This is a genomic window from Nitrosomonas sp. Nm58, assembly GCF_900107335.1.
GTDB lineage: Bacteria > Pseudomonadota > Gammaproteobacteria > Burkholderiales > Nitrosomonadaceae > Nitrosomonas.
In genome coordinates this window covers 76418-101968 of the sequence record NZ_FNPQ01000005.1, presented here as the reverse complement: position 1 = coordinate 101968, position 25551 = coordinate 76418, and the positions used below count along the sequence as shown (strand labels likewise).

General features: G+C 47.8%; 15 protein-coding genes. 11 read left to right on the top strand and 4 right to left on the bottom strand.

The genetic code is table 11. The features are described 5' to 3' along the window. Window positions 1-419 precede the first annotated feature (419 nt). Together BLW34_RS03840 and wecB are read right to left on the bottom strand one after the other, a co-directional pair. Window positions 420-1868, bottom strand: coding sequence for a mannose-1-phosphate guanylyltransferase/mannose-6-phosphate isomerase (locus BLW34_RS03840; protein WP_090575829.1), 1449 nt, complete (start codon window positions 1866-1868; stop codon window positions 420-422). Between the two features lie 68 nt (window positions 1869-1936). Then, window positions 1937-3055, bottom strand: a complete 1119-nt coding sequence (gene wecB, locus BLW34_RS03835; protein ID WP_090575851.1) for a non-hydrolyzing UDP-N-acetylglucosamine 2-epimerase — start codon at window positions 3053-3055, stop codon at window positions 1937-1939. A gap of 260 nt (window positions 3056-3315) precedes the next feature. On the opposite strand from wecB, the gene BLW34_RS03830 reads away from it, so the two are divergent. The 4 genes from BLW34_RS03830 (at window position 3316) to BLW34_RS03815 (ending at window position 9036) form a co-directional block, all read left to right on the top strand. Further along, window positions 3316-3540: a (2Fe-2S)-binding protein gene (locus BLW34_RS03830; RefSeq protein ID WP_090575826.1), complete on the top strand. Its 225-nt coding sequence runs from the start codon at window positions 3316-3318 to the stop codon at window positions 3538-3540. A 10-nt stretch (window positions 3541-3550) separates the two neighbouring features. After that, on the top strand, window positions 3551-4015 hold the full coding sequence (gene bfr, locus BLW34_RS03825) for a bacterioferritin (protein ID WP_090540312.1): 465 nt from the start codon (window positions 3551-3553) through the stop codon (window positions 4013-4015). Between the two features lie 136 nt (window positions 4016-4151). Further along, the gene (locus BLW34_RS03820; protein WP_090575822.1) at window positions 4152-6620 is read left to right on the top strand and encodes a TonB-dependent siderophore receptor; all 2469 of its coding nucleotides are present in this window, start codon (window positions 4152-4154) and stop codon (window positions 6618-6620) included. 151 nt (window positions 6621-6771) lie between these two features. After that, a complete protein-coding gene (locus tag BLW34_RS03815; protein ID WP_177165950.1) occupies window positions 6772-9036 on the top strand; it encodes a hypothetical protein in 2265 nt (754 codons plus the stop codon). Window positions 9037-9174: 138 nt separating this feature from the next. Here the strand turns inward: BLW34_RS03815 and BLW34_RS03810 are convergent, their stop codons facing one another. Continuing rightward, window positions 9175-9789, bottom strand: coding sequence for a calcium-binding protein (locus tag BLW34_RS03810; protein ID WP_090540316.1), 615 nt, complete (start codon window positions 9787-9789; stop codon window positions 9175-9177). A gap of 157 nt (window positions 9790-9946) precedes the next feature. Between BLW34_RS03810 and BLW34_RS03805 the strand changes: the two genes are divergently transcribed. The 4 genes from BLW34_RS03805 to BLW34_RS03790 all read left to right on the top strand — a co-directional run bounded on the left by BLW34_RS03805 (window position 9947) and on the right by BLW34_RS03790 (window position 18787). After that, entirely contained in the window at window positions 9947-11518 is a 1572-nt protein-coding gene (locus BLW34_RS03805) for an adenylyltransferase/cytidyltransferase family protein (RefSeq protein ID WP_090575819.1), read from the top strand. Between the two features lie 358 nt (window positions 11519-11876). Further along, the gene (locus BLW34_RS03800) at window positions 11877-16676 is read left to right on the top strand and encodes a DUF4347 domain-containing protein (protein WP_256203561.1); all 4800 of its coding nucleotides are present in this window, start codon (window positions 11877-11879) and stop codon (window positions 16674-16676) included. Window positions 16677-17076: 400 nt separating this feature from the next. Further along, complete coding sequence (locus tag BLW34_RS03795; protein WP_218138765.1) at window positions 17077-17703, top strand: phage tail protein; 627 nt, start codon at window positions 17077-17079, stop codon at window positions 17701-17703. A 121-nt stretch (window positions 17704-17824) separates the two neighbouring features. Next, the gene (locus BLW34_RS03790) at window positions 17825-18787 is read left to right on the top strand and encodes a tetratricopeptide repeat protein (protein ID WP_177165949.1); all 963 of its coding nucleotides are present in this window, start codon (window positions 17825-17827) and stop codon (window positions 18785-18787) included. A gap of 300 nt (window positions 18788-19087) precedes the next feature. On the opposite strand, the gene BLW34_RS03785 is transcribed toward BLW34_RS03790, so the two are convergent. Continuing rightward, a complete protein-coding gene (locus BLW34_RS03785; RefSeq protein ID WP_090575814.1) occupies window positions 19088-20350 on the bottom strand; it encodes a PepSY-associated TM helix domain-containing protein in 1263 nt (420 codons plus the stop codon). A 457-nt stretch (window positions 20351-20807) separates the two neighbouring features. Between BLW34_RS03785 and BLW34_RS03780 the strand changes: the two genes are divergently transcribed. The 3 genes from BLW34_RS03780 (at window position 20808) to BLW34_RS03770 (ending at window position 25535) form a co-directional block, all read left to right on the top strand. After that, window positions 20808-23042, top strand: coding sequence for a TonB-dependent siderophore receptor (locus BLW34_RS03780; protein ID WP_256203560.1), 2235 nt, complete (start codon window positions 20808-20810; stop codon window positions 23040-23042). Window positions 23043-23114: 72 nt separating this feature from the next. Next, a complete protein-coding gene (locus tag BLW34_RS03775; RefSeq protein ID WP_090575808.1) occupies window positions 23115-24104 on the top strand; it encodes an alpha/beta hydrolase in 990 nt (329 codons plus the stop codon). An 84-nt stretch (window positions 24105-24188) separates the two neighbouring features. Continuing rightward, a complete protein-coding gene (locus tag BLW34_RS03770) occupies window positions 24189-25535 on the top strand; it encodes an efflux transporter outer membrane subunit (RefSeq protein WP_090575805.1) in 1347 nt (448 codons plus the stop codon). The last annotated feature ends 16 nt before the right edge of the window (window positions 25536-25551 follow it).

Genomic DNA, 25551 nt, shown 5'->3' with positions numbered 1-25551 from the left:
TTATGATCTTCCGGCACATTCTCAAATAATTGTGCTTTTCGATGTTTGCCATTAACACTCACTACAACACACAATTCTTTACTTGAAACATCAATTCCGATGTAATTCATTGCTATTTCCTCAATACCATTTTTGTTATCATGCTTTCTGGTTCCCTGACCCTGGCACTTCATCTATCTTCCTTGCAAATTCAGGTTCAGAAGCAAAGCTTACAGACCTTGGATACTCCACGATATCGATGACGAGGGCGGGGAGCCTATCTTCTCACAAGCTCAAAGCTTAAGGTCGGACCGGCTTCCCCAGAAATCAGCGCAAGTTTAAAACAATTTAGTCGTTGGTTTTAATATACAAGGTCGGATGAGGGATTATAAAAACCGAATTTTGAAGTGCGATGAGTATAAATTGGATGAGATCCCTGGTTAACCCTCATTTCTCCCATACTTGTCATCAAAGCGGACAATATCGTCTTCCCCCAAATAAGAGCCGGATTGAACTTCGATCATCTCAAGCGGTAAACGACCCGGGTTCTCCAAGCGGTGGCGAACGCCCAATGGAATATAAGTCGACTCATTTTCACTGACAAGATAGCTGTTGTCATCACGTATCACCTTTGCCGTCCCGCGCACGACAACCCAATGCTCTGCGCGATGATGATGCATTTGCAATGATAAGGCGGCGCCAGGTTTGACTACGATTCGTTTTACCTGGAAACGCTCTCCCGCATCCACCGCATCATACCACCCCCAGGGACGATATATCTTGCGATGCAACAGCACCTCAGCACGCCCGCTGCGCTTCAGTACATCAACAATCGTCTTGACATCTTGCGTTCTATCTTTATGCGCAACTAGAATGGCATCGGGTGTTTCAATCACAGCCAAATCGTGAACGCCAACACAAGCCACCAATCGATTCTCGGAAATAACCAGCGTATTCTGGCATTCATGCAACAGGACATCTCCACGCACCACATTGCCCGTTTCATCCTTGGGCAGTACATGCCACAGCGAATCCCATGCACCGACATCAGACCATCCCGCAGAAAGCGGAATGACCACCCCAGAAGGCAATACATCACGCTGTTCAGTCAATCGTTCCATGACCGCATAATCAATGGAATCACTTGGGCACAGCATGAAAGCTGTTTTATCCACACGTAAAAAGTCACCATCTACCGAGCCTTGATCCCATGCGGCACGGCATGCTGCCAGAATATCCGGGTGGCATTGCTCCATTGCTGATAACCAGATTGATGCGCGCATCATGAATATCCCGCTGTTCCATAAATAAGAACCATCGTCCAGATAGGCTTGCGCAGTGGCTTGACCCGGCTTTTCAACAAAACGGGTGATACCAAAAGCATCCTGCTCTTTCAATGCTTCACCCGCTTGAATATAGCCATAACCTGTTTCCGGCGCGTCCGGTGTAATGCCAAAAGTTACCATGGCCCCTTCCTCAGCAAAGGCCATTCCCTTGCGCACGCTCGTTTGGAAAGCAGAAATATCTACGATGACATGATCAGAGGGCATCACCAACAAAACAGGATCGGCATCATTACGGCCAGCAGCCAATGCAGCAAGTGTTAATGCAGGAGCGGTGTTACGCCCAGCGGGTTCTAATAAAATACTACATTCTTTATCGATTACCCTAAGCTGCTCGGCAATAACAAAACGGTATTCTTCATTACATACAATCATGGGTGCTTGGATACGTACATCTGTTAACCCGTCCAAACGACGCACAGTCGCTTGTAATAATGAATCTTTATTAACCAGGGATAACAGCTGCTTAGGATATCTCTCACGCGAAAGTGGCCATAAACGCGTACCAGATCCGCCGGACAGGACTACAGGAATCAGCGATTGCATGTTTTTAATTCTGATCTCTTAAAACGATGTCAAATTATAACTGCTCATTTTGCATAAGCAGCGCTACTTCAACTACCCGCAAGCTTTGAGGCAAGTACCTCAACGATACGTTCAGCCGCTCTACCATCCCATAAATGAGGCCGACGCCCCTGTTTGCCCTCACCACGTAAAATTTTACCCACTTCAGCGATAATACGCGCGGGATCGGTCCCAACAAGTGTATTCGTCCCCTCCTCTACCGTGATTGGGCGCTCGGTATTCTCACGAATGGTAATACACGGCACACCCAATGCAGTCGTTTCTTCTTGCAAACCGCCGCTATCCGTTAACACCACGGCAGCGTCTTTCCATAAATCGAGAAAGGGCATGTAAGCTTGAGGTCCTACCAACGTAATATGCCTTCCCAGATCAATATCAAATTTTTTCAAATTATCACGGGTCCGAGGGTGAACTGGAAAAATCAGCGGCAGTTCAATAGAAATTTCTTTTAATGCCTTACTTATATTAGATAGCACCTCAACATCATCGACATTACTGGGCCGATGGAGCGTAATCACACCATAGCGTCTTGCCTGCGCTGCATGGACTTCTTTAAATTTGCTTGTCTCAGAAGCCTCCATTTCGGTTTGGGTTAGTTTGTTAATCTGATAAAGCAGATTATCCACCATGACGTGCCCGACATGATAAATGGCTTCATCGGGTTTTCCTTCCCGGCGCAAATGCATCATTCCGCTTGGTTCTGTTACAAAAAACCAATCTGAAATACTATCCGTGACCAGGCGATTGATCTCCTCTGGCATTTTTATATCGCCGCTACGTAAGCCTGCTTCTACATGAGCTACAGGGATATGAAGCTTTTTAGCCACAATTGAACAAGCGAGAGTTGAATTAACATCTCCTACTACTACGATAGCATCAGGTGGTTCTGCCTGACAATACTCTTCAAAAGCCAGCATGATTTTGGCTGTCTGCTGGGAATGGCTACCTCCTCCTGCTGCCATGAAAATATCGGGTTCTGGAATGCCAAGTTCCTCAAAAAACACATCATTCATCTCCCGGTCGTAATGCTGACCGGTATGAACGATTCGATACACCAAATCCCCACTTTTCTGCAATGCCCGCACGATAGGTGCAATTTTCATAAAATTGGGCCGTGCACCCGCAACGAGATAAATTTTCTTAGACATGGTTCCTCCCGGTTTCTCTGGTCTCTGGTAATAGCTGTCGCTGATTGTAAACCATCCGCCAGTTGAAAAAGATGAGAATTCAGGCGATTTTATAGGCTTATTATCTTGAACCGCCACTAAAAAAACGCTCGCTAATTATAACTACTTGCATTCTCCACAAATATGAATATAATTACGAATCATTCTCATTAGCGATAATGTTTGTACTATACTCATCATTAACAAACGAATTCTAAACCAATCGACAAAAGGCGTGCTTCATGTATATTTGTGTCTGCAAGGGAGTTACTGATCATGCTATTCGTCAAGCCGTTCTTCAAGGCGCTGAGCGAATGCGTGATCTAAAAGCTTGCCTGGGTGTTACTGAACAGTGTGGTCTCTGCGCCTGTCACACAAAAATGGTGCTGGATCAAACACGAAAGCAGAAAACCTTGGCGCAACCCCCTTCGCCTGAACCCACTCGTCCCCACGAGTCCATCATTTGAGGAGAGAGTTATGAAAGGTAATGCAGACATTATTCGTTGGTTGAATCGCCAGTTACAGCATGAATTAACTGCAATCAATCAGTATTTTCTTCATGCACGCATGTACGAAAACTGGGGTTTTAACAAACTCGGAGAGCACGAATATCAAGAATCCATTGAGGAAATGAAACACGCTGACGAGCTCATTAAGCGTATTCTGTTTCTAGAAGGATTACCCAATTTACAAGAGCTGGGTAAACTTTTGATTGGCGAATCCGCGCAAGAATGCGTAACCTGCGATTTGAATCTTGAAAGTGCTTCACGTGAGACGCTCATTGCCGCGATTGCTGCTTGTGAAACAGCTCAGGATTATGTTTCACGAGAAGTTTTTAAACAGATTCTGGAAGATACTGAAGAACATATTGATTGGCTGGAAATGCAACTGGAAGTCATGCAAAAAGTCGGTATTCAGAACTGGCTACAAAGCCAAATGTAACATTCTTAACCTGTCGCTGGCCGGACACTGCCAGCGGCATTCGACATTATCAGCCAGCCAACTCAACCAGCCAGCTATCCCCTCCCCCCCCTGACAAATCAATCTTTTGCTTTGACCAATCTTATTGGAAATAATAATGCCTGCCCTTAGTTCTGTATTTTCTACTACTCAGAATTGGATAAAAACTTTCATTCAAGCGCAAAACAAATGTCGAGGCACTCAATCCAATCGTATAATTTTATATACGACATTATTTTTTCTCGTATATGCTGTTGTTTTACCAAACATTGTTTTTGCTGAATCGCCGGAAGTTACTGAATCTGCTACACGCACTTATAACATTCCCGCAGGCTCTCTGGAAAACGCCCTCAATCAGTTTTCGAATCAATCAGGCGTAAAAATATTTTTTGATGCTGCAAGCGTTCAGGGCAAAACGACACAGGGTTTAACGGGTAATTATGAAACCAAAGCCGGATTAGATCGATTACTTGCCGGCACTGAATTGCAAGTAATGTCGCATGCTGATGGCTTCACACTTGTAAAATTATCTGCCAGTTCCGCAACGAGTCCCGTTGTCACGACCTTACCCTCGATACAGATAACAGCCAATCGCGAAAAGAGTCGCTATATGGCCACCAACAGTATCACAGCAACCAAGACCAATACGCTGTTACGCGATGTGCCTCAATCAATCTCTGTGATAACAGAAGGTCTCATCAAGGACCAGGCAGTACGAAGTATAAGCGATGCTGTGCGCTATGTACCGGGTGTCGGTGTCTCACAAGGTGAGGGAAATCGTGATGCCCTGGTTTTTCGTGGCAATCGCTCAACGGGTGATTTCTTTGTTGATGGGGTTCGTGATGATGTTCAATACTTCCGTGATCTCTATAACATCGAGCGAATTGAAGTGCTGAAAGGCGCCAATGGAATGATTTTTGGGCGCGGTGGCTCTGGCGGGGTGATTAATCGCGTGACCAAACAGGCAGGCTGGGAACCCATTCGCGAGTTTTCTTTTCAGGGAGGCTCATTTAATCTGAAGAGAATAACAGCGGATGTCAACCAAGCCATTAATGATCAAGTTGCTTTCCGGGTAAATGGCCTATTTGAAGATGCTGGAAGCTTTCGTGGTGGCGTAGATTCAAATCGCCTGGGTATTTCGCCAACCGTAACCATTAAACCCACTAACCGCACCAAAGTTGTTTTAAATATGGAACGATTTCATGACGATCGCACTGCCGACCGAGGCATCCCTTCCTTTCAGGGCGGCCCGGTAGATGTTAAAAGATCTCAATTCTTTGGAGATCCGAGACGAAGCAATTCTAATGTCGAGGTCTTATCATTTAATTCCTTGATCGAACATCGATTCGATCTTGGGATAACCCTGCGTAACCGGACAAATTACGCTCAATACGATAAATTTTATGAGAACGTGTTTGCCAATGGCCCTGTCTCTCCCTTTACAAGCCTGATATCACTGGGTGCCTATAATAATGCCACTGACCGTGAAAATGTTTTCAATCAGACGGATTTCCTGTATTTACTTGAAACAGGGCCTATCGCGCACACCCTGCTGGCAGGTATCGAAATAGGACAACAGATCACCAATAACAAACGGGAAACCGGGTTCTTTAATAATGATCTTACTCCTAGAGGAGCTAGCTTCCGCGTTCCTCTCAGCAATCCCATCACCAATGCTCCCATAACGTTCATTAATGCGGAAGGAGATGCGCATAACCGCAGTAAAGTTGATATTACATCTTTTTATTTCCAGGATCAGATTGAATTCATCCCTCAACTCCAGGCAATAGTCGGCGTGCGCTACGATCTGTTCGAGACAAATTTTCACGACAAGAATGGTAATCAAGATCATCTGAAAACCAAAGATGGCTTATTGTCACCAAGATTTGGCTTGATTTACAAACCGATCGAACCTGTTTCAGTTTATGCAAGCTTCAGTCAGGCATTTGTGCCGCGCGCCGGCGAACAACTGACTTCTTTGACTGTAACCACACAGACACTCGAACCAGAAAAATTTACCAATCTGGAAGCCGGTATCAAATGGGATATTCGTCCCAATCTATCCATAACGGGGGCTGCATTCCGAATAGACCGTACCAATGTGATTACAGTTGATCCCAATGATTCATCCCGGGCTTTTTTAACCAAAGGACAACGCACTGAAGGCGTCGAAGTAGGTATCAATGGTCAATTAACTTCAAACTGGAGCGTGATGGGCGGTTATGCTTATCAGGTTGGCGAAATTACCAGCTCACAACTTGGCGCACCCAAAGGAAACACGGTTGGTGAACTTCCTCGCAATACATTTTCAGCATGGAGCCGATATGACCTAACACCCAGATTTGGTGCCGCAGTGGGGGTCATCTATCGCAGCAGTATGTTCGCTTCAACTGATAATACGGTTAGCATCCCGGATTTTACCCGGGTTGATGCAGCCGTATTTGCTCAGCTAAGCAAACAAGTCCGTGCTCAAATCAATGTAGAAAATTTACTTGATGCAAAATATTTTGCGTCGGTTCAGAACAATAACAATATTACGCCTGGATCGCCTGTTGCAGTCCGTGCATCCTTGATTGCTAATTTCTAACTAATAAATTAAACCTGGAAACCCTTCAGGTCTAATTTATTACCAATCCATTTTTATATTCTAAAGGAATACGAGCGACAGTGATTATATGATTGATAATAATTATTATTTGTATTACTGTTATTATTTTCAACAATGGAGGGTTATATAAATGCTTTTATCTAGATTTTTAATCATGCTGGGCAGTATCTTGATGCTGTACGGCGGGATTACTACGTTGAGTAACGAGAGCGGCATTGTCTATGCTGCAACACTTCAAACAACCTCTAGCAAAGAGGCCATTGAAACGGCTGTTTCTGCTTTCAAGACTATTGGCACATTGCGAAGAGAATCACCCATTAACGCAGATGCCATTGCAGGCGCCTATGCGGGTGCGCTGCAAACCCTTACACAGGAAGTCGATACCACCAATAGCTTGAGTCTGGATAGCGATATTCTGGCTGCAATTGATGATATCAAAAAGAACAATGCGCCCAAGTTAGCGGGCCAGGTCATCGACAAGACTTTGCAGCGTGTTTTCTATCAAATTATTTTTAATCGCATTGCAACGATACGAGAACAATTTAATGATGGAACCCCTGCCGCGCTCATTCAAAAGTTAGATGAAGCAGTCGCATCGTTTCAAGCGATTACTGGAACTGTTGCAAGAGCCAATCAGGTTCTGACTGCGGATAGACGGTCCCTGCAAGAAGGCGCCAATTCCGGATTGGATATTTTAATTAATGAATCATTTGAACGCGTTAGGGCAACGTTAAATAAAAGCAACCCAGTCGAAGATTTTGCGAACTTCGGGGTTGAGCGCTACGCTATCAGGATGTCATTAGCTCGCGCCTATTACAATTCGGTTTTACGTGAAGTGGCCGGTGTTATTGAGAATAGAGACCGGGATCCGGAAACCACAGCCATAGAGCTAAAAGAAGGTGAAATTTTTTATCGTATTATTGAATCACTTATCGCCAGAGATAATCCAGCAGGTAGTTTGCTCATTAAAGCTCAGCTGACAGGAAATGCTTCAAGAATTGTAGCAGATGAAATCGTCAGTGAATTAAGTAAGGGATTGATTGGCCGAGTCAAAGCTGAAATGAACGGTCAAGAACAGAATATTGGCAAAGATCGTGCTCATGCGATGGCAGAAGCTGCAGGCGCAGTGTATTTCGCCAATATCCTTCTGCCGGATGTAGAACTCCGCCTGGGTGCTGGCGTGCGCAGCAATCTGGAGAATGCGTTAAGTCTTCTGCAAGGCGCCAGCAGTGAAAATAGTGCGCCTAAATCGGCAGAAGCACGTCAAGCCATATCAACCATTCTGGCTAGCTATGAAAACGAGCTTAATGTAGCCAAATATAATAATACGAGCGACACCGCTTTTATTGATAGCGCTGTTTCAGCTTATCAGGCTATTGGTGAGTTACGTAGACAAACGCCTGTTAATGCAGATGCTATCGCTGCAGAATATGAAGGAGAGTTGCAACAATTGACTCTGTTGGCTGATAGCATTTATGGATTGTCAATGAACAGCGATATATTGACCGCCATCGGATTTATCAGGAATGAAAATCAGGTTGCGTTGGCTGCACAAGCCATTGACAAAACATTACAGCGCGTTTTCGCCCTGGTCATCTATAACCGGGTAACGCTAGCCCTTGATGCCTTTGATAACCTGGCACCTGAGGCGCTTGAACTTGAATGGGATCGGGCGTACGCGGCGTATCAGGCAATTATCGGCACGGCATCCAGAGAAAACAAGGTGCTGACAGCGGATAGACTGGCTATTGAGACGGGCACCAACCCCAACCTGGATGACCAAATAACACTGGCATTTATTCAGGGCAAAGAGGCATTAGGCAAGGAAAATGCCAATGACAAAACCCATGTTGCGATCGCGCGCGAAAACATCATTATTCCAGTGGTTAGAAGTTTCCTCATTGGCGTATTGCGTGAAGTGGAAGGCATTATTGCTGACCGGGACAGGGATATCGATGAAGCCAGAGAAAAACAGATTGAAGGTGTGTTTTTCTACCGGATTATTGAAGTATTTATCGCGCAATTCAATCCAGCCGGCAGCAATCTTATTAAAGCCCAGTTGGCTGGAGATTTAGCCGGTACGGTTGCAAATCAGATTGTGAGCGAAATGAGCAAAGGCATCATTGGCCAGATTCGCAATAATCTAGCTCAAATTGAGTCGACATTTAACACGGATCGCGATCGAGCCATAGTGGCGGCTGAAGGATTGTCGCTTTATGCCAATATCTTTCTTCCAGATCTGGGGTTACGTCTAAATTCATTAGAACGCGTAAAAATGGAAAATGCGCTGCAAAACTTGAAAGAAGCTTGTGCTTCAGGTGCAGTTGACAAAGCGATCGCTGCTCGTGAGGCCCTATTGGCAGTTATCGCCAATTATGAAAAAGAGCTGATTTAATACAAAATACCCGCCATGAAATCTTCATGGCGGGTATTTTTTCTAAAAAGAAACAGGCCGTGATCTTGATGTTTTCTTGATCACGGCCTGTTCTGTTTTATAATCGCCAGCTTCGCAAAGCTGGCTCTAGCTAAGTAATTAGAGATTAAAAACCACCATATCTGCGGTGATATCAGCGGTATGTATACCCACAAGATCAATGGAAGCGCCTACGTCGCCAAACTCAACGGTCACGCCATCAACCCTTTCATTGAAGCCGGTTATAAATGGCAGAAGCTGCTCGATACTATTAATGCCGAGTACTTCTGAATCAAAGAAGAAACGGTCCTCGCCAATAACAAAATCTTTTACCTGAAAATGACCGGGCGCATAAAAACCAAACGTATCGTGACCACTATCTCCAGTCATCCTGTCATGGCCATGACCTGCCCGCAGAATATCATTGCCTTCGCCGCCAAACAGCTTGTCGGTGCCTTCCCCGCCATCCAGATCATCATCCCCGGCATCGCCAAACAGAGTGTCGTTACCTCCCAAGCCTTTAAGCGTATCGTTCCCGCCATTTCCTTCGATCCTATCATGATCCTCGTTGCCGCCATTTCCTTCGAGGAAATTACCGGCCTCATCCCCAATAATAAGCAGGTCATTTTCATCGAATCCGCCTGAACCAAAGCCAAAAAATTCGATACCATCAATAATTTCAGAAGTTTTCCCAGAATTACTGAGATTTGGGCGGGGTTCGCGAGTAACAGCCATGTTGTTTCCTCCAATTGCATTAGTTTAAATCAAAAATTTACAAATTCACTTATTATTCTTATTTAAAAATAAGAATAATAATGAGAGTAATTCTCAATAATAACAAAATAATAAGTAAAATACCAAAAAATCACGGAAATCTGTAGAAAATCAAATCATGACTGAGAAACTGATGGAATCATTGCAGCAAGCACGAAACTTTATTCAAGCGGGTAATTTTACCGAAGCAGACAAAATACTGAGTCCGTTAAAAAAAGAATCCCCCCTATCACCCGATATCGCCAAACTATGGTGCGCGCTGGCAATGCGAACAGGTCAGGTAGCCGAGATTTTGCCGTATGCAGCGAAAATTTATGCCCATAGCCAAGGTGATTTCCAGAAAGCGTACTGGGCGCAATTGATGGGGACTGCAAGCTTCCTGGCATTGGACCTGGCAACTGCCCTGGATAATTTCACTGGTGCAATCAATCATCTCATTGCATTGGCCAAATCCGGAAAAGCGCCCGCAAAGCGGAAACAGACAGAAGAGCAAACTGGTGCAGAAAACCTGTTTGTTTCCGGCAAGGCAGAACAGTTGTTATGGACCACCTGTGCAGAACTGGCATCACAGGGAATACCCGCATTCCCGTTTGCGGGAACGCTGCTCGGCATAGTGCGCAACGGCCATCTACTGGATTTTGACAAAGATCTGGATATTGCAGTCTGGATGGAATCCTGGGAAGCCTGTTGCAACGCGCTTGAAAAAATGGGGTGGTGCAAGGTGCCCACGGGCATTACCTACAGTAATTATCGTGACTATGTGCACTCAGAGACCGGCATGACACTTGACTTATGTGGCCTGCAGTACAGAAATGAGCAGCAGATCACAGGTGGTTTTTCCTTGCCGGATCATCCGGCAGAGTATCAACGGGTCTCGGTTTTTCCCCGATTCGATTTGGTACAACGCAGCACCGCGTACGGTAACGTATGGTTTCCCCAACCTCCCGAGAAAATTTTAGCTGCATTTTATGGCGACTGGCGCACTCCCAATCCCCACTGGGATACCGTCATCTCGGCATTAAATCTTGAAAAATTCACCTGGCTGGTACGCTGCTATGCCTATCATCGCCTGATTAAGTGCTGGCTAGCAGGAAATCTTGCCAAAGCATGGCGTTATGCTCATCAAATCGCCCTGAAAGATCCCGATGATGTCGCCATTTTGCGTAGCCGCCAATGGCTGGAACGAACCCTGTCACGTTTAGGCCAGGATATTCCATCCTGGCCCGGAAACCGGCCTCAGCGACGTGTTTATACACGAATGGTGGCCGATTTGTTTCATGAAGGTCACGTGAATTTCTTACGCGAAGCGCGCGCACTGGGCACCCATTTAACGGTTTGTGTCGTCCCGGACGAGCGGGTGCTGGAAAACAAAGGAAAACTCCCTGTCATGACGCAGGCAGAGCGTGCTGCAGTCGTTTCAGCTTGCAAATACGTGGACGTGGTCATTACCGACAGCCCGGTGAATACCACGCCTGAATTTATGGCGCAATACGGCTTTGCCATTTATACGTTCGCCTGCGCTTCCGAGGAAGAACGGACAGAAAAATACAAACTATGCACGACGCTTCCACCCGATATGATTAAAGAACTCGTCTATACGCCCGGCATCTCCACATCTGATCTCGTCACACGTATTTTGAATGGCGCGGGAAGTACAGACCGAGAATCTGAGAATCCGCAGGCTGGCTAACAAAACCTGCACCTGACATCAACTTGGGCGCTTCATTCCCAGTTCAGCCTCACCGCTGCATAATGGTTGAAGCGTTTGCTCCACCCCTGCAGGTATTACAAAATAATATCTCCCCCCACCAGCCAAAGCAAAACCACTTGCCGGTTGCCCTTCATTATTCTCCTGATAGCGTAAATAACCCGAGAATCTCCTACAAATCGGCCCTTAGGCAATTTATCCAGTGAATATAATCGACTGAATAAAAACAATCCTGCGCACCATCAATATGCCGCATACATTTTTCCTCAAGAAGAGATTATCGGTAAATTGTCGGCGCACTTCCAAGCGTTTAATAAACAACTCTCAGGAGACAACCTTAATGGCCAATACTAAACTCAGTCTCACGGCACATGCTGAGCACACATCAGAAGTAACGATAATTTCATCCAGCAAGATTGCTTTAGAAACAACTCAAGCACTGGCAAGCAAGTCTCCTGAAAATGGCTTCTCTCTGACTGCCCCTCCCCTACCCTTTAAAAATGACAATATATCTCTTTCAACCGAACGTAAAGAAATTGTCTTTATCGATCAAGGCGTCGAAGATTACCCATCGCTGATTGCCGGTACCAAGGCTGGCATGGAAATCCATGTAATCAACAGCGCCGAAGACGGCGTGCTGCAGATAACCGGTATACTGAAGCAGCAATCTGCTATCAGCGCTGTGCACATCGTTTCTCATGGCAATGTGGGTTATCTGGCGTTGGGTGATAGCGTGCTTTCCGCCGAAACACTAAATCATTATCAGGATGCCTTGTTCTCCTGGCGGCGAGCGCTTAATGACGATGCCGATATTCTGGTTTATGGTTGTGAAGTAGGTAAAGGCGCTGCCGGCTATAGCTTTATTGAGAAACTGACAGAGATCACGTCAGCCAATATCGCAGCTTCGCATAATCTAACCGGTCACCTAAATAAAAATGCTGATTGGAACCTGGGGGTCAGGATTGGCCATATTCGATCCTCCATCCCATTCAATGACAAGATAATTTCAGCCTATCAAGGTACTCTGGCAACTGAAGTTGAAGATTTCAATACCGATCCCTCGGTCAACCTTACTCCATCATTTACGCTGAATGGATTCACCTATACCTTCACTGCTGATGGAGATGGTGGTGATTTTATCTGGGAATCTAACTTAGGGGTGGATAGCACCGGAGGAATCAAACCGGATAGTGGTGCTGGTGCAGGCCCAAATTTGGTAACCACAGAGCGCTATACCATTGCTAAATCCGATGGAACCGCCTTTGTATTTAACAGTGTCCAGCTGTGGTCCGGAAGCCAAAGTGTAACGGTTACGGGGAAGTTGAGTAACAGTACTGTTGGAACGACAACCTTGACTGCAGATAATACTGCATTCCAGAATGCCGCTTTTACAGGTGGCGCCACCGTTGTAGATATAATTGAAATCTCTTCACTAGACTTTGATATTTCCAAGTCAGACATGTTGGATAATTTTTCCTATGATCTAACTGTCCCCACTTCTAGTCCGTTTATCAGCAGTGCCACTTATAATGCCAATACAGGCGTATTCGTCGTGACCGGCGCCGACATTCAAGCAAACAGTAGCGGGGCTGATATCGATGCTTCCAAATTGACCTTTACTGGCGAGGGAGGCGCAACTTATACCCTGACCGATTCAGCAGATGTTGAACGTGACTCGGCAACGCAATTTACTATCACCTTAAGTGCCACTGACAAGGCAGCCATCAATCAGACCATCAACAAGAACGGCACGTCATCAACCAGCGGCACCTCCTACAATCTGGCCGCCGCAGATGACTGGAATACCAATGTGACAGATGGCGATACCGCCGATGCTACCGGAAACGGCATCACCGTCAGCAACGTCGCCGTCCCTACTATCACTTCAGCCACCTATGATGCCGACACAGGTGCGTTGGTGGTAACCGGCACCGGCTTCCTGAGCCGATCTGGCGCAACCAATGATATCGTCGCGTCTAAATTCACGTTTACCGGGGAAGGCGGTGAGACCCATACCCTGACAGACACAGCCAATGTCGAGATTACATCAGGTACGGCTTTCATAATCACCTTGAGTGCCACTGACAAAGCCGCCATCAATCTGATTCTCAATAAAAATGGCAACTTATCAACCGATATCAGCACTTACATGCTATCTGCAGCAGAAGATTGGGCAGCCGGCGCCGATGCTGCCGTTGATGTCGAAGATACATTTAACAACATCACCGTCAGCAACGTCGCCATCCCCACCATCACCTCAGCCACCTATGATGCCAGTACCGGTGCTTTGGTGGTAACCGGCACCGGCTTCCTGAGCCGCTCAGGCGCAACTAATGATATCGATGTTTCCAAATTCACTTTCACGGGTGAAGGCGGCGCAACCTATACCTTGACCACGGCCAATGTAGAGACCACGTCAGGTACGTCTTTTGCAGTCACGCTGAATGCCACGGATCAAGCAGCCATCAATCAGATCATCAACAAGAACGGCACGTCATCGACCAGCGGCACCGCCTACAATCTGGCTGCCGCTGAAGACTGGGCAGCCGGCGCTGATGCCGCTATTACCGTTGCCGATCTGATGGGTAACGGCATCACCGTCAGCAATGTCGCCGTCCCCACCATCACCTCAGCCACCTATGATGCCAGTACAGGCGCTTTAGTGGTAACCGGTACGAATTTCCTGAAAGCAAGCGATGCCGCCAATGATATCGATGTTTCCAAATTCACTTTCACCGGTGAAGGCGGCGCAACCTATACCTTGACCACGGCCAATGTAGAGATCACGTCGGGTACGTCTTTTGCAGTCACGCTGAATGCCACGGATCAAGCAGCCATCAATCAGATCATCAACAAGAACGGCATGTCATCGACCAGCGGCACCGCCTACAATCTGGCTGCCGCTGAAGACTGGGCAGCCGGCGCCGATGCCGCCGTTACCGTTGCCGATCTGACGGGTAACGGCATCACCGTCAGCAATGTCGCCGTCCCCACCATCACCTCAGCCACCTATGATGCCAGTACAGGCGCTTTAGTGGTAACCGGTACGAATTTCCTGAAAGCAAGCGGTGCTGCCAATGATATCGATGTTTCCAAATTCATTTTCACCGGTGAAGGCGGCGCAACCTATACCTTGACCACGGCCAATGTCGAGATCGCGTCAGGTACGTCTTTTGCAGTCACGCTGAATGCCACTGATCAAGCAGCCATCAATCAGATCATCAACAAGAACGGCATGTCATCGACCAGCGGCACCACCTACAATCTGGCTGCCGCTGAAGACTGGGCAGCCGGCGCCGATGCCACCGTGACGGTCGCTGACCTGACAGACAATGGCATCACCGTCAGCAACGTCGCTGCGCCCTCATCTGGAAGCAGCGGCACACCCACGCTAATTGACGGTGTAATCGTCACGACAACAATCCGGCCCGATGGCGCTGCATTGCTAACCACGCCAGTCGTTGACATCACTCGGCAAGATGATCCAACCACTTTATTCAGAGACCATGCTGACATTCCTGTCGTCTCCAATTCACAAGATGATCCCATCCTGACTGTCAGTATTCCAGCTGGCGTGGGTTTAAGTGCGGAAGGCCGACCGCAGGTATTGAATAAGCAAGACGCCGCCAGCGACTTAATCCAGCGTATTGAGCAAAAGACCACGGCAGGCAGCGAGTCGCGTCAGACCCTGACAAGTCATGGTCAGAATTTTCTTGATTCGTTGGCCCCGGGCGAATCTGCCAGCGTTCATACACTTGAACTCTTTGTCAGTGATCATCAGAAACCTGGTGCGCCTATTATTATCACGGGTCCAGATGCGCCCACTGAAAGCAAGCAGATATTAATCATTGATGCTAGCAATCTGCCTGCTGACACGGTATTGCATATGAATAACGTTGCATTTGCAGTCATTATCGGATCGGTCCGTGTGGTGGGCGGTAATGGTAAAAATTTCGTAACGGCTGATGTTCAAGATCAGGTTGTGATACTGGGTGCAGACGATGACATCCTGTTTGGCGGTGGCGGTAATGATACCGTGGGTAGCCTGGGCGGTGATGATCAGGTTTCGGGCGATGCAGGCAATGATATTGTCTATGGCGGAAGCGCGAACGATACTTTAAATGGTGGCAGCGGGAATGATCGGTTAAATGGCGGCCTGGGTTTCGACAGCGCCATTCAGGAAGGGCAATTGACAGATTTTCAGGTTGAAATTCACGGTCACGAAGTCGTTCTGACACATCGTAATGGCGCAGTCGACACCCTCACGGATGTTGAACTGGTGCACTTTACCAGTGGCCCCAGTCTGGCCATTGTGCATTCTGCCACTGAGGCTGCCGCACATCATCTGGTTAAAACCTGGCTGGGGCGTGATCTGACGGTGGCTGAGGGGAATGCTGTGCAGAACTGGCGCGATGCTGATGTCGACGATATTGTAGCCGCTTTTCTTGACCTTCCAGAAGCGATGGGCCTGCGTGATAAAACAGGCAATGAGCTGCTGGCTGGTCTGGAAAATAACCCGAACATCCTGCAGCTTAACGTGGCACGTGAATTTATTGGCACTACTGCCAATAACGATCAAGGCTATCTCCCCTTAGGATTAGCTTTGAATGCGGACGGCGGCATGGGCCATGATGTGCTACGCATGCCAGGGAGTCGTCATGATGTTCACCTCGAGTTTGTCGGCGATACTTTGGAGCTGACCCGCCTGAGTGATGGTGCCATGCTTGGCCTTAAAAATGCCGAGGCGATTGCTTTTGACAACGGCGAGACGGTTATATTGGCCCACAATTCGACAGAAGCTATTTTAGCGCGCTTATTCCATAGCTTCTTTAATCGGGATGCCACCGCCGCAGAGTGGCAATTAGGACGGGAAGCGCTTGCAGCCCAAGTGAGTCCCGATATTATCCTTGATTGGTTCCAGCAAAAAGCCGGTCTAGGTGACCTGTCGAATACCGACTATCTCCAGGCTATCTTTACCCAAACACTGGGGCGCCAGGCAACAGAAACTGAATTAAACGAGCAGTTGCCCCGGCTGGAAAAGGGTCAAATTAATCGCGAATGGCTGGCAGTTGAAATTGCCGGGAGTACTGAGGCGATCAATCTGGTGGGTAATGTGATCCTGCACGAAGGATGGATTTAAATTCAATGCGCCATGGAATTAGCCAGAATAGTTCATAAATTGGCACGTGCCCTCACTTGCCTTTTGACTAATGAGAAAGATTTTGCTCAGTCGGGTGTATGAATCACCACACCCCTTCTTCTCAAAACTTCCCTATTAATCAGAATCCTGCGTGATCATCACGCGAATTTATGAAATATTCGGGCTAAAGGTTGAAGTATGAATATCACGACCGACAGGGTTTTACTGTTATGTCAGTATTCATCTTGATAAATAGGACAAGTTACCCCTGTTGTTATCGTTTTTCTAAATCAGGCTTTAAAGGCACAATGACTGCTATGCTGTATGGATAGTCCGGAAATAGACTTTGCGGACAACTCTATACTTTTTTCCCTGTCACAAAATCAAGAAAGGAGTAATCGTGACCCATCATTTACGTCGTTCCGCTTTATCTCTTACCCTCAGCGTTGTGCTATCTTCCAGTGCTCTGATCAGCAATCCGGCACAAGCATGCAGTGGCGATAGTCCCATGCTTGGCAGCTTGTGCGTTTTTGCCGGAAATTTTGCACCGCGCGGCTGGGCATTAGCAAATGGCCAAATAATGTCTATTTCCCAGAATGCCGCCTTGTTTTCGATACTGGGCACGACCTACGGAGGCGATGGCCAAACGACTTTTGCGCTGCCTGACACAAGGGGACGCTCCGTGATAGGTGCGGGGGTCGGCCCAGGATTATCAAACTATCAGCTCGGCCAAAAAGGTGGCGCTGAAACCATTACCCTGACTCAGGCGCAACTTCCCATCATCACGCCTACCGCTACTGTTCATGCCCAAAGTAGCGCCGGCAACAGCGATAATCCCAGTAATGGTGTCTGGGCAACGCTGGGTCGCCAGAATACTTATTCAAATGCTGCTCCTAACGTCACCATGAGCCCCAATGCGGTAACCATCAATTCGTTTGGTGGCGGAGAACCTCATGAAAACCGCTCTCCCTATATTGCCATGAACTGGATTATTGCACTACAAGGTATCTTCCCTTCCCGTGATTAAAGACTGATTCCGTCCATGACTTTAACCCGAATATTTCATAAATTCGGGTTAAATGGGCTGCTGAGTGGTTATACTCAGTAGCCTTTTTAATAGAATTTCGTTCCGATTGAAAATGCAGCTTATGGCAAGCAAATATAAAACGAGTGACTGGATAATTGGCCTGACGATTGGATTGCTATCGATACCCATGTCATTCGCCCAGCCACCTAAGGATGAATTAGCCGTTGCACAGCAATGGCTGGCAGAAGGTAACTACCCGCAAGCATTCGAAGTATTTCACTCCTATGCGCAAGACAAACAGAATCATCTGGCGCAATTTACTTTAGCGCTTTTTTACCAGCAAGGCTGGGGCATGGAAAAAGACGAGGCACTTGCCTGCCGGTGGCATGGGGAAGCAGCAAAAGGAGGGATACCGGCAGCCAGTCACTTTTTTGCCCAATGTCTGCAAGAGGGCATTCATCGACCCGTCGATTATAAAGCCGCCATTCATTGGTATCAGCAAGCGGCTGATCTGGGACATACCCTCTCCCTTTGCGCCATTGGCGAACTAGCCATGCAGGGAAAAGGCATGGAAAAAGATCCGCAGAAAGCCTTGGAATATTGCGAGCGTGCCGCCGCTGCAGGTTCCGTGCCCGCTCAATTACAGATGGGAGGATTTTATCTGGAGGGCGATCAATCAATACGTGATCCCCAGAAAGCAGCCATCTGGTTTGGCTACGCCGCCGAAAAAGGCTCTTTGCAAGCAAGCCACTACCTTGGCGTGATCAACCGTGATTTTTTCCGTGATACCGATCGCGCTTTATACTGGTTTGAAACAGCCGCCAGCCAAGGCTATATCCCCGCTTACTACCCGACTGCCAAATTATACTTTACTGCGCCCGTGTCAAATGAAACAGGCATGCCTGAAGCAGCAAATCTGGCTAAATCTTATTTATGGCTATCTGCCACCCAACGACAATCACACCATGAAAATGAACTGCAAGCAGCGGCGAACATGCTTGAAAAGGTGCTACAAGTAATGCCTGCCGGCTGGCAAACGGATCTTGACCAGAAAGTCACTCAACACCTGCAAAAATATCAGTAGCCATAAAATGGCAAAATACAGCGATGCCCTGTCTACTCTAACAACGAACTTTCGTGCTATGAATCTCCTGTATCCAAATAAGGCTAATCTATCCCACTAACCCGAATATTTCATAAATTGGCACGTGCCCTCACTTGTCTTTTGATTAATAAGAAAGATTTTGCTCAGTCGGGTGTATGAATCACTACCCCCCTCCTTCTCAAAACTTCCCTATTAATCAAAATCCTGCGTGATCATCACGCGAATTTATGAAATATTCGGGCTAAGGTACTGTTGTGAACATCCTCGGAATGATGCTCACTATTTGTTTGAAACAGCTTTGGCGCGCGCCAGGCGTTTCCTTTGCCAAATAATCACACCCGTCACAGAAAGCATCGCGACCAACAACCCTAGCATGGAAACCAGAATGCGCCCTGGTAAACCAAGGATGCGACCAGAATGCAAAGGATATTGGGCCTGGAGGAATAGATCACCCGCACTGCCTGCGCCTGGTATATTGTCGCTTAGAAAGGATCCATCCTGACCGTCAAAATAAAGCCATGGATTACCTAGACCCAAATCAGGATGATCATGTCCTGGCTCATGAAACGTTACACCATAAATACCATACGCCGGCTCGTAAAACATACCCCCTGGCGGGATATCCCAATTTCTTTTTTGTGCTTCTGCACGGGCGCGCTGAATAATCTCATGTCGCGCGATCGCAGGCTCGATCGGTTCGTCAGGTGGATTGGGTATGCGCATTGCAAATGGATCGGGTGTGAGCGTAGAAAATAGGGATACGATTGGCCGCATCACCTCCAATTTAAGATTCATCGATACTGCGGTCACAGCAAGTATCAACAATAAGCCCCACAACCATACGCCTCCTGAACGATGTAAATCAAAATTCAGCTTATAGCTACCTTGCCGCCAGCGGAAAATAAACGATTTGCGCCAGGCCTGAAAATGGGGGAATGAAATCCATAATGCGATGAAGCAATCGATAGACCAGACGATCGCCAGAATGCCCATGAACAGAATGCCTAATTCGATCCCGAATGCATCCGGAATATGCATGCTGTAGTGCAACCTGTACAGGAAAGGCAGAAAATTTTCCCGGTTGAGCGAAATTTCACCCCACCTGCGGGTACCCTGCACTTCTCCACTAACGGGATCAAGCGCAACCTGGTTAAACCCCAGATCAAAAGGCTTGCCCGTAGCGGGATCAAGGCGAGCACTGACCCCTAATCCCAGATTCTGGTCAGGCTCCAGGGACAAAGGCAGCCAGGTGATGAGCATTCTTGCATCAGATGCTTCGAATTGATCAGCAAGTTCTATGGGAGACAACGCGTCTCCTTGGCTTTGCCTTTCGAATAACTGTGGATTAAGCCATTCATCGAGCTCATGATCCCATGAGATCACCGCACCGGTCAGCCCTGAAATAAACAGGAAGACGGCTAGAAAGAGGCCTGCCCAACGGTGTAACAGCGTGAATATTGAGCGGCCTGCTCTGGATTTACTGGATTGTTTTTCTGGTTGCTCAATTTCCTCAGGCAATGCCAATTCAATAAATTTTTTCATCGTATCAATTTATGCTTCATTATTATCAATGATGTTTTAGCCGTTATACATGCCACGCTTAATGGCTTGATATCATCAAACGACAGATAGCCGCCCAGTAAACATAGCGCTTTTCATGCTAAATCCCTTATATAGAAGAAGACGAATGTGGGCGCGCAATATTTACTTTACCTCAAAAGAAAGCCAGCCAATTCTTAAGCGACCGTTTGATTTAACCCGAATATTTCATAAATTCGCGTTAACTCTCTGCAATTTTCCCCCTCAGTAAATCTATCAAAAATATTAAATGATAATGTTTCTCATTCGTCTCCACTTATTGAGGTAGGAGAATCACTCATATCCGGTTACTCAGTCCGCTAAAAAGCAGCTGCCATAAATTGATTGCTTTTCTGGATTCTTCCTTCTTCACGGCTCGTAATTCTTTGAACACAATCATAACCAAATCATGAGGAATCATATGAAACCGGGTGGTATCGCTTTTCATCTCAAGCATCCCCTTCTGTTTGCTTTGCAATTTGCTGCGTTTGCGCTATCAAGCAATAGTTACGCACAGTCACAACAATCTACGGAGAAACCAGCAAAATCGGAAAACCAGCAAACTCAAGCTGGTACGACATCGGATCATCCAGGCCCGGATCAATCGAATATCACTGTATTACCCTCTGTGACAGTCAATACTAAAGCATCCGACACGGCAGGATATGTCGCCAAACGTAGCCTGACCGCAACCAAGACCGATACGCCGGTTATTGAAATTCCGCAATCGATCTCGGTAGTCACACGTGATGAACTGGACATGAGGAGTGTGCAGAATTTTACCGAAGCTTTACGCTATGTCCCGGGTGTAGCTGTTGATCAGTTCGGGTTTGAGGGACGGGGTTACGAATATCTGCTGATGCGTGGTTTCCAAGGACTGACCACTGCGAATTTTCGGGACGGCCTGAGTCAAGCGGCGCAAGGCTTGTATTTTGGCCCCTTTATCACGGACCCCTATGGCATGGAGCGGATTGATGTGCTGCGCGGGCCTTCTGCAGTGATGTTTGGCCGGGGTGATGCAGGCGGGATCGTAAATCGGGTCACCAAACGTCCTAGTGCTGATCCAATCAGGGAAATTGAGCTGCAGTATGGTAACTTTGATCGTAAGCGCGTCGCTGCTGATTTGGGTTTTGCCAATAAAGAGGGAACGTTGATGTTTCGTCTGGTGACGCTAGGACTTGATTCTGACACGCAAGTCAGATTTCCCAATACCGGTGGTGATCGTGCCCAGAATCGGCGTTTTTATATTGCGCCCTCAGTGACATGGCGTCCGACAGTGGATACCACGATTACCCTCATGGGGGATGTCCTCAATAATCGTAGCGAAGCCTCACCGTTTTATATTACTGCACCCGATGGCAGCCGCACCAATGTGCTGCTGGCTGATCCCAAATTCGTTAAATATTCAACCAATCAGTCTTCGTTTAGCTATCAGATCGAACATAACTTTAACGAGATATTTACGGTACGCCAAAACTTTCGGCACATGCAGCAGGATGGAAAGTTTAACGAATTGAATCCACTGGAATTCAATATTAACCAGCCGACAGTCATGGATCGCATGGCGTTTTCTACCAACGAGCGACTGAATCAAACTGTGCTCGATACGCATATCCAGGCCAAGCTCAATACCGGTCCCGTGCACCATACGATGCTGGTCGGGGCCGACTGGAATATGACCGATGCCTCCCTCAAATATTTTGCTGGCGCTAACACACCCGGAATCGATATCCTTAACCCGGTGTATCCTCAGCCGATTCCTAAACCCGATTTGCTGGCAATCCAGGCCAAGCAAAAAATTGATCAACTGGGGGTCTATATTCAAGATCAACTCAGATATGACCAGAACTGGATCCTCACATTAAGTGGCCGCTATGACAGAGTAAATACTACCAATGATGATATTCTGAATACCACAACAGACAGAAGCAAGGATCAGGCGTATACCGGACGGGCTGGTTTAACCTATCTTTTTTCCAATGGCATCGCGCCTTATGTCAGTTACTCACAATCATTCCTGCCGCAAGCAGGCTTTGATTCCAGCAATAATCCGTTTGACCCCACGCGTAGCGCGCAATATGAAGTGGGAATCAAATACCAGCCAGTCGGCGGCAGAAGCCTCTATACCCTGGCATTGTTCGATCTCACCAAAACTAATGTGTTGACCCGTGATCCGAACGATCCTTTCCGCAGTGTACAAAGCGGTGAGGTCGGTTCGCGCGGCGCTGAATTGGAAGCACGAGCAGAACTGCTGCCCGGTCTGAATTTCATCGGCTCATTTACTTATCATGAAGTCACCGTCACCAAGAGTAATGATGGCAATGAAGGCAAGATGCCAGTGCAAGTGCCAACCACCCTGACCTCAGCCTGGCTGGATTATTCCTTGGGAAGTCTGGGCATCGAATGGTTGCGCGGCTTTGGCATTGGAGGCGGCGTTCGTTATGTGGGCAGAGTATTTGATGATGATCAGAATACCAGTTCTACCCCGGCATTTACCTTATTTGATGCCACGCTGCGCTACGATCATGGTCCCTGGCTATTCAATATCAACGCGAGCAATCTATTTAATAATCAATATGTCTCGTCCAATGTCTTTGGTACTTTTTATCTCGGAACGCAACGCACGGTGGTCGGCACCTTGAAGTACCGATTCTAGACAGCTTGATGCTGTACTCACCTCCCTTCCTGGCTATTAGTCGGGATTTTATTCACTAGCGGAGAATATTAGATGTCACTTGACCCGGATCTGGCTGCTTTTCTTGAACTGGTTGAGGCCCATGCCGGCAGTGGAAGCAAACCCAGGATGCATGAGTTAACCCCTGAGCAGGCACGTAGAGAATACGAAGCGTCAACGCAGATACTGGATCGTCCCGGGCCGGAAGTTGGCAGCATGCGGACTATCCGTATTCCCACTCGCGATGGTCAGGCGATCAGCGCACGCCTGTATACGCCCGCAGGGTTGATGGCAGAAACGCAACCTCTGCCAGTATTGCTGTATTTCCACGGTGGTGGATATTGTGTCGGCAGCCTTGATTCTCATGATTCATTATGCCGGACCTTGGCGGCATTGACGCCCTGTTGCGTGTTAAATGTCGCCTACCGGTTAGCGCCTGAATACCGTTTCCCGACAGCCGTTGAGGACGCGCAGGATGCCTATCAATGGATACTGTCAACAGGATCTGAGTGCAACCTGGATAGCGCTCGTATTGCTGTTGGCGGAGACAGCGCGGGTGGAACCCTGGCAACCGGACTGACCATCGCGGCGCGTGACGCCAAATGGCCACTACCCGTGGCTCAGGTGCTGCTTTATCCTTGCACCAGTACTTGGCAGAATACTGAATCGCATCGCCGTTTTTCCCAAGGCTATCTGCTTGAAGCACCCACCCTACAATGGATGTTTACCCATTATCTGCGTGATATTGCCGATCGTGCCGATTGGCGGTTTGCGCCACTGGAAGCGAACAATCTGAGCGATCTTGCGCCCGCATTCCTTGCTTTGGCCGAATATGATCCGCTGGTAGATGAAGGTGTCGCTTACGGCAATAAACTGAAAGCCGCAGGCGTTACCACATTGGTTAAAATTTACCCTGGGATGACGCATGATTTCGCCCGTCTTGGCAACATCGTCAATGAAGCCAATCAGGTTCGCCAAGACATTGCCCGTATGCTCGCAAACGCATACCAGCATACCAACGAATACAGGAGAGAAGACTCTTGAAGAGTGAGCGTGATCGCTGCGAAATGGTTATACCCCTGGTTAACTGGAATTGGATGGTTTTAAGTGCCTAGGATTTTTATTGGGATGGCGTTATTTGTTATTCTGGCGGGATGCAATATGCTGCCCCAGCGATCTGAGCAGGACGTGGGAGCAGAAATACCGGATCAATGGGTTGAAGAGAGAACAATCAGCCAGCCGGTATTTGAGCATTGGGTAGAAATTTTCGGCGATCCGCAACTCAGTAACCTGGTTTCCAGTGCGCTGGCTAATAACTACGAACTGAAAGCAGCCGCCGCTCGCGTCGATGCGGCTATCGCCCAGGCGCGCATTGATGGAGCGAGCCGCTGGCCCCAGCTTTCTTTTTTTGTAGAACACGAGCAAATGCAAATTCGCGAGGCTGGTTTCGGCTCAGCGAGATTTGGTGTGTTTGAAGCCTTATTCGGCCTGAGCTGGGAATTAGACGTTTGGGGGAGGATACGCGATTTTCAGCAGGCTGCCGTGCTAGAAGCAGATGCCACCGCTGTCGATTATCACGGAGCGAGACTATCCCTGGCAGCGCGAGTGGCACAAAGCTATTTTGAATTGATTGAAGCGAACCTTCAGGCAGCAGTAGTCGAGCAGTCAGTCAAAGACCGCAACATCATAGTTAGCCTGGTACGGGGACGTTTTCAACGCGGCCTGGTGCGTGGACTTGATTTACGCTTGGCGCTTACCGATCTAGCGAATGCGGAAGTAGAACTCAAGGAGGCGCGTAACCAGATCCAGATCATTACCCGCCGCCTGGAAATTTTACTGGGCCGCTATCCGGAAGGAAAGGAAATGGATGTAGCTACCCTCCCGTCATTGCCCACGGATATTCCTGCCGGATTACCTTCCGAACTGCTGGAGCGCAGACCGGATGTGGTCGCAGCATATAGCCGCCTGCAGGCTGCCGACTTTCGCACAGTCAGCTCAAAAAAACTGCGCTTGCCGCGCATCACCCTGACAGCCGCCGGCGGTACCCGCAGTACCGATCTCACTGAATTGATTGACCCCAGAGCAGCTGCCTGGAATGTCATTACCGGGCTCGTGCAGCCTTTATTTACCGGGGGACGTATCCGGGGCGAGATTTTCCGGAATGAGGCGTTCGCAGAAGGAGCCCTGAATTTTTACAAGAGCACGGCGCTCAACGCTTTTCGGGAAGTTGAACAAGCGCTGGCTGCAGAGGAATGGTTACGGCAACAGGAAATCTCCCTGAGGAAAGCCGTTGAGCAAACTGAAGCCAGCCAGAAGCTGGCTGTTTATTCCTATCGTAACGGTCTGATTGAAATCCTCACATTACTGGACAGCTACCGCAGTACCCTCAATGCTCAGAGCGCCCACCTCTTTATTACACGGCAGTTACTCAACAACCGCATCAATCTTTACCTGGCCCTGGGCGGGAAAGTGTAATGGAGTTAATGCAGTG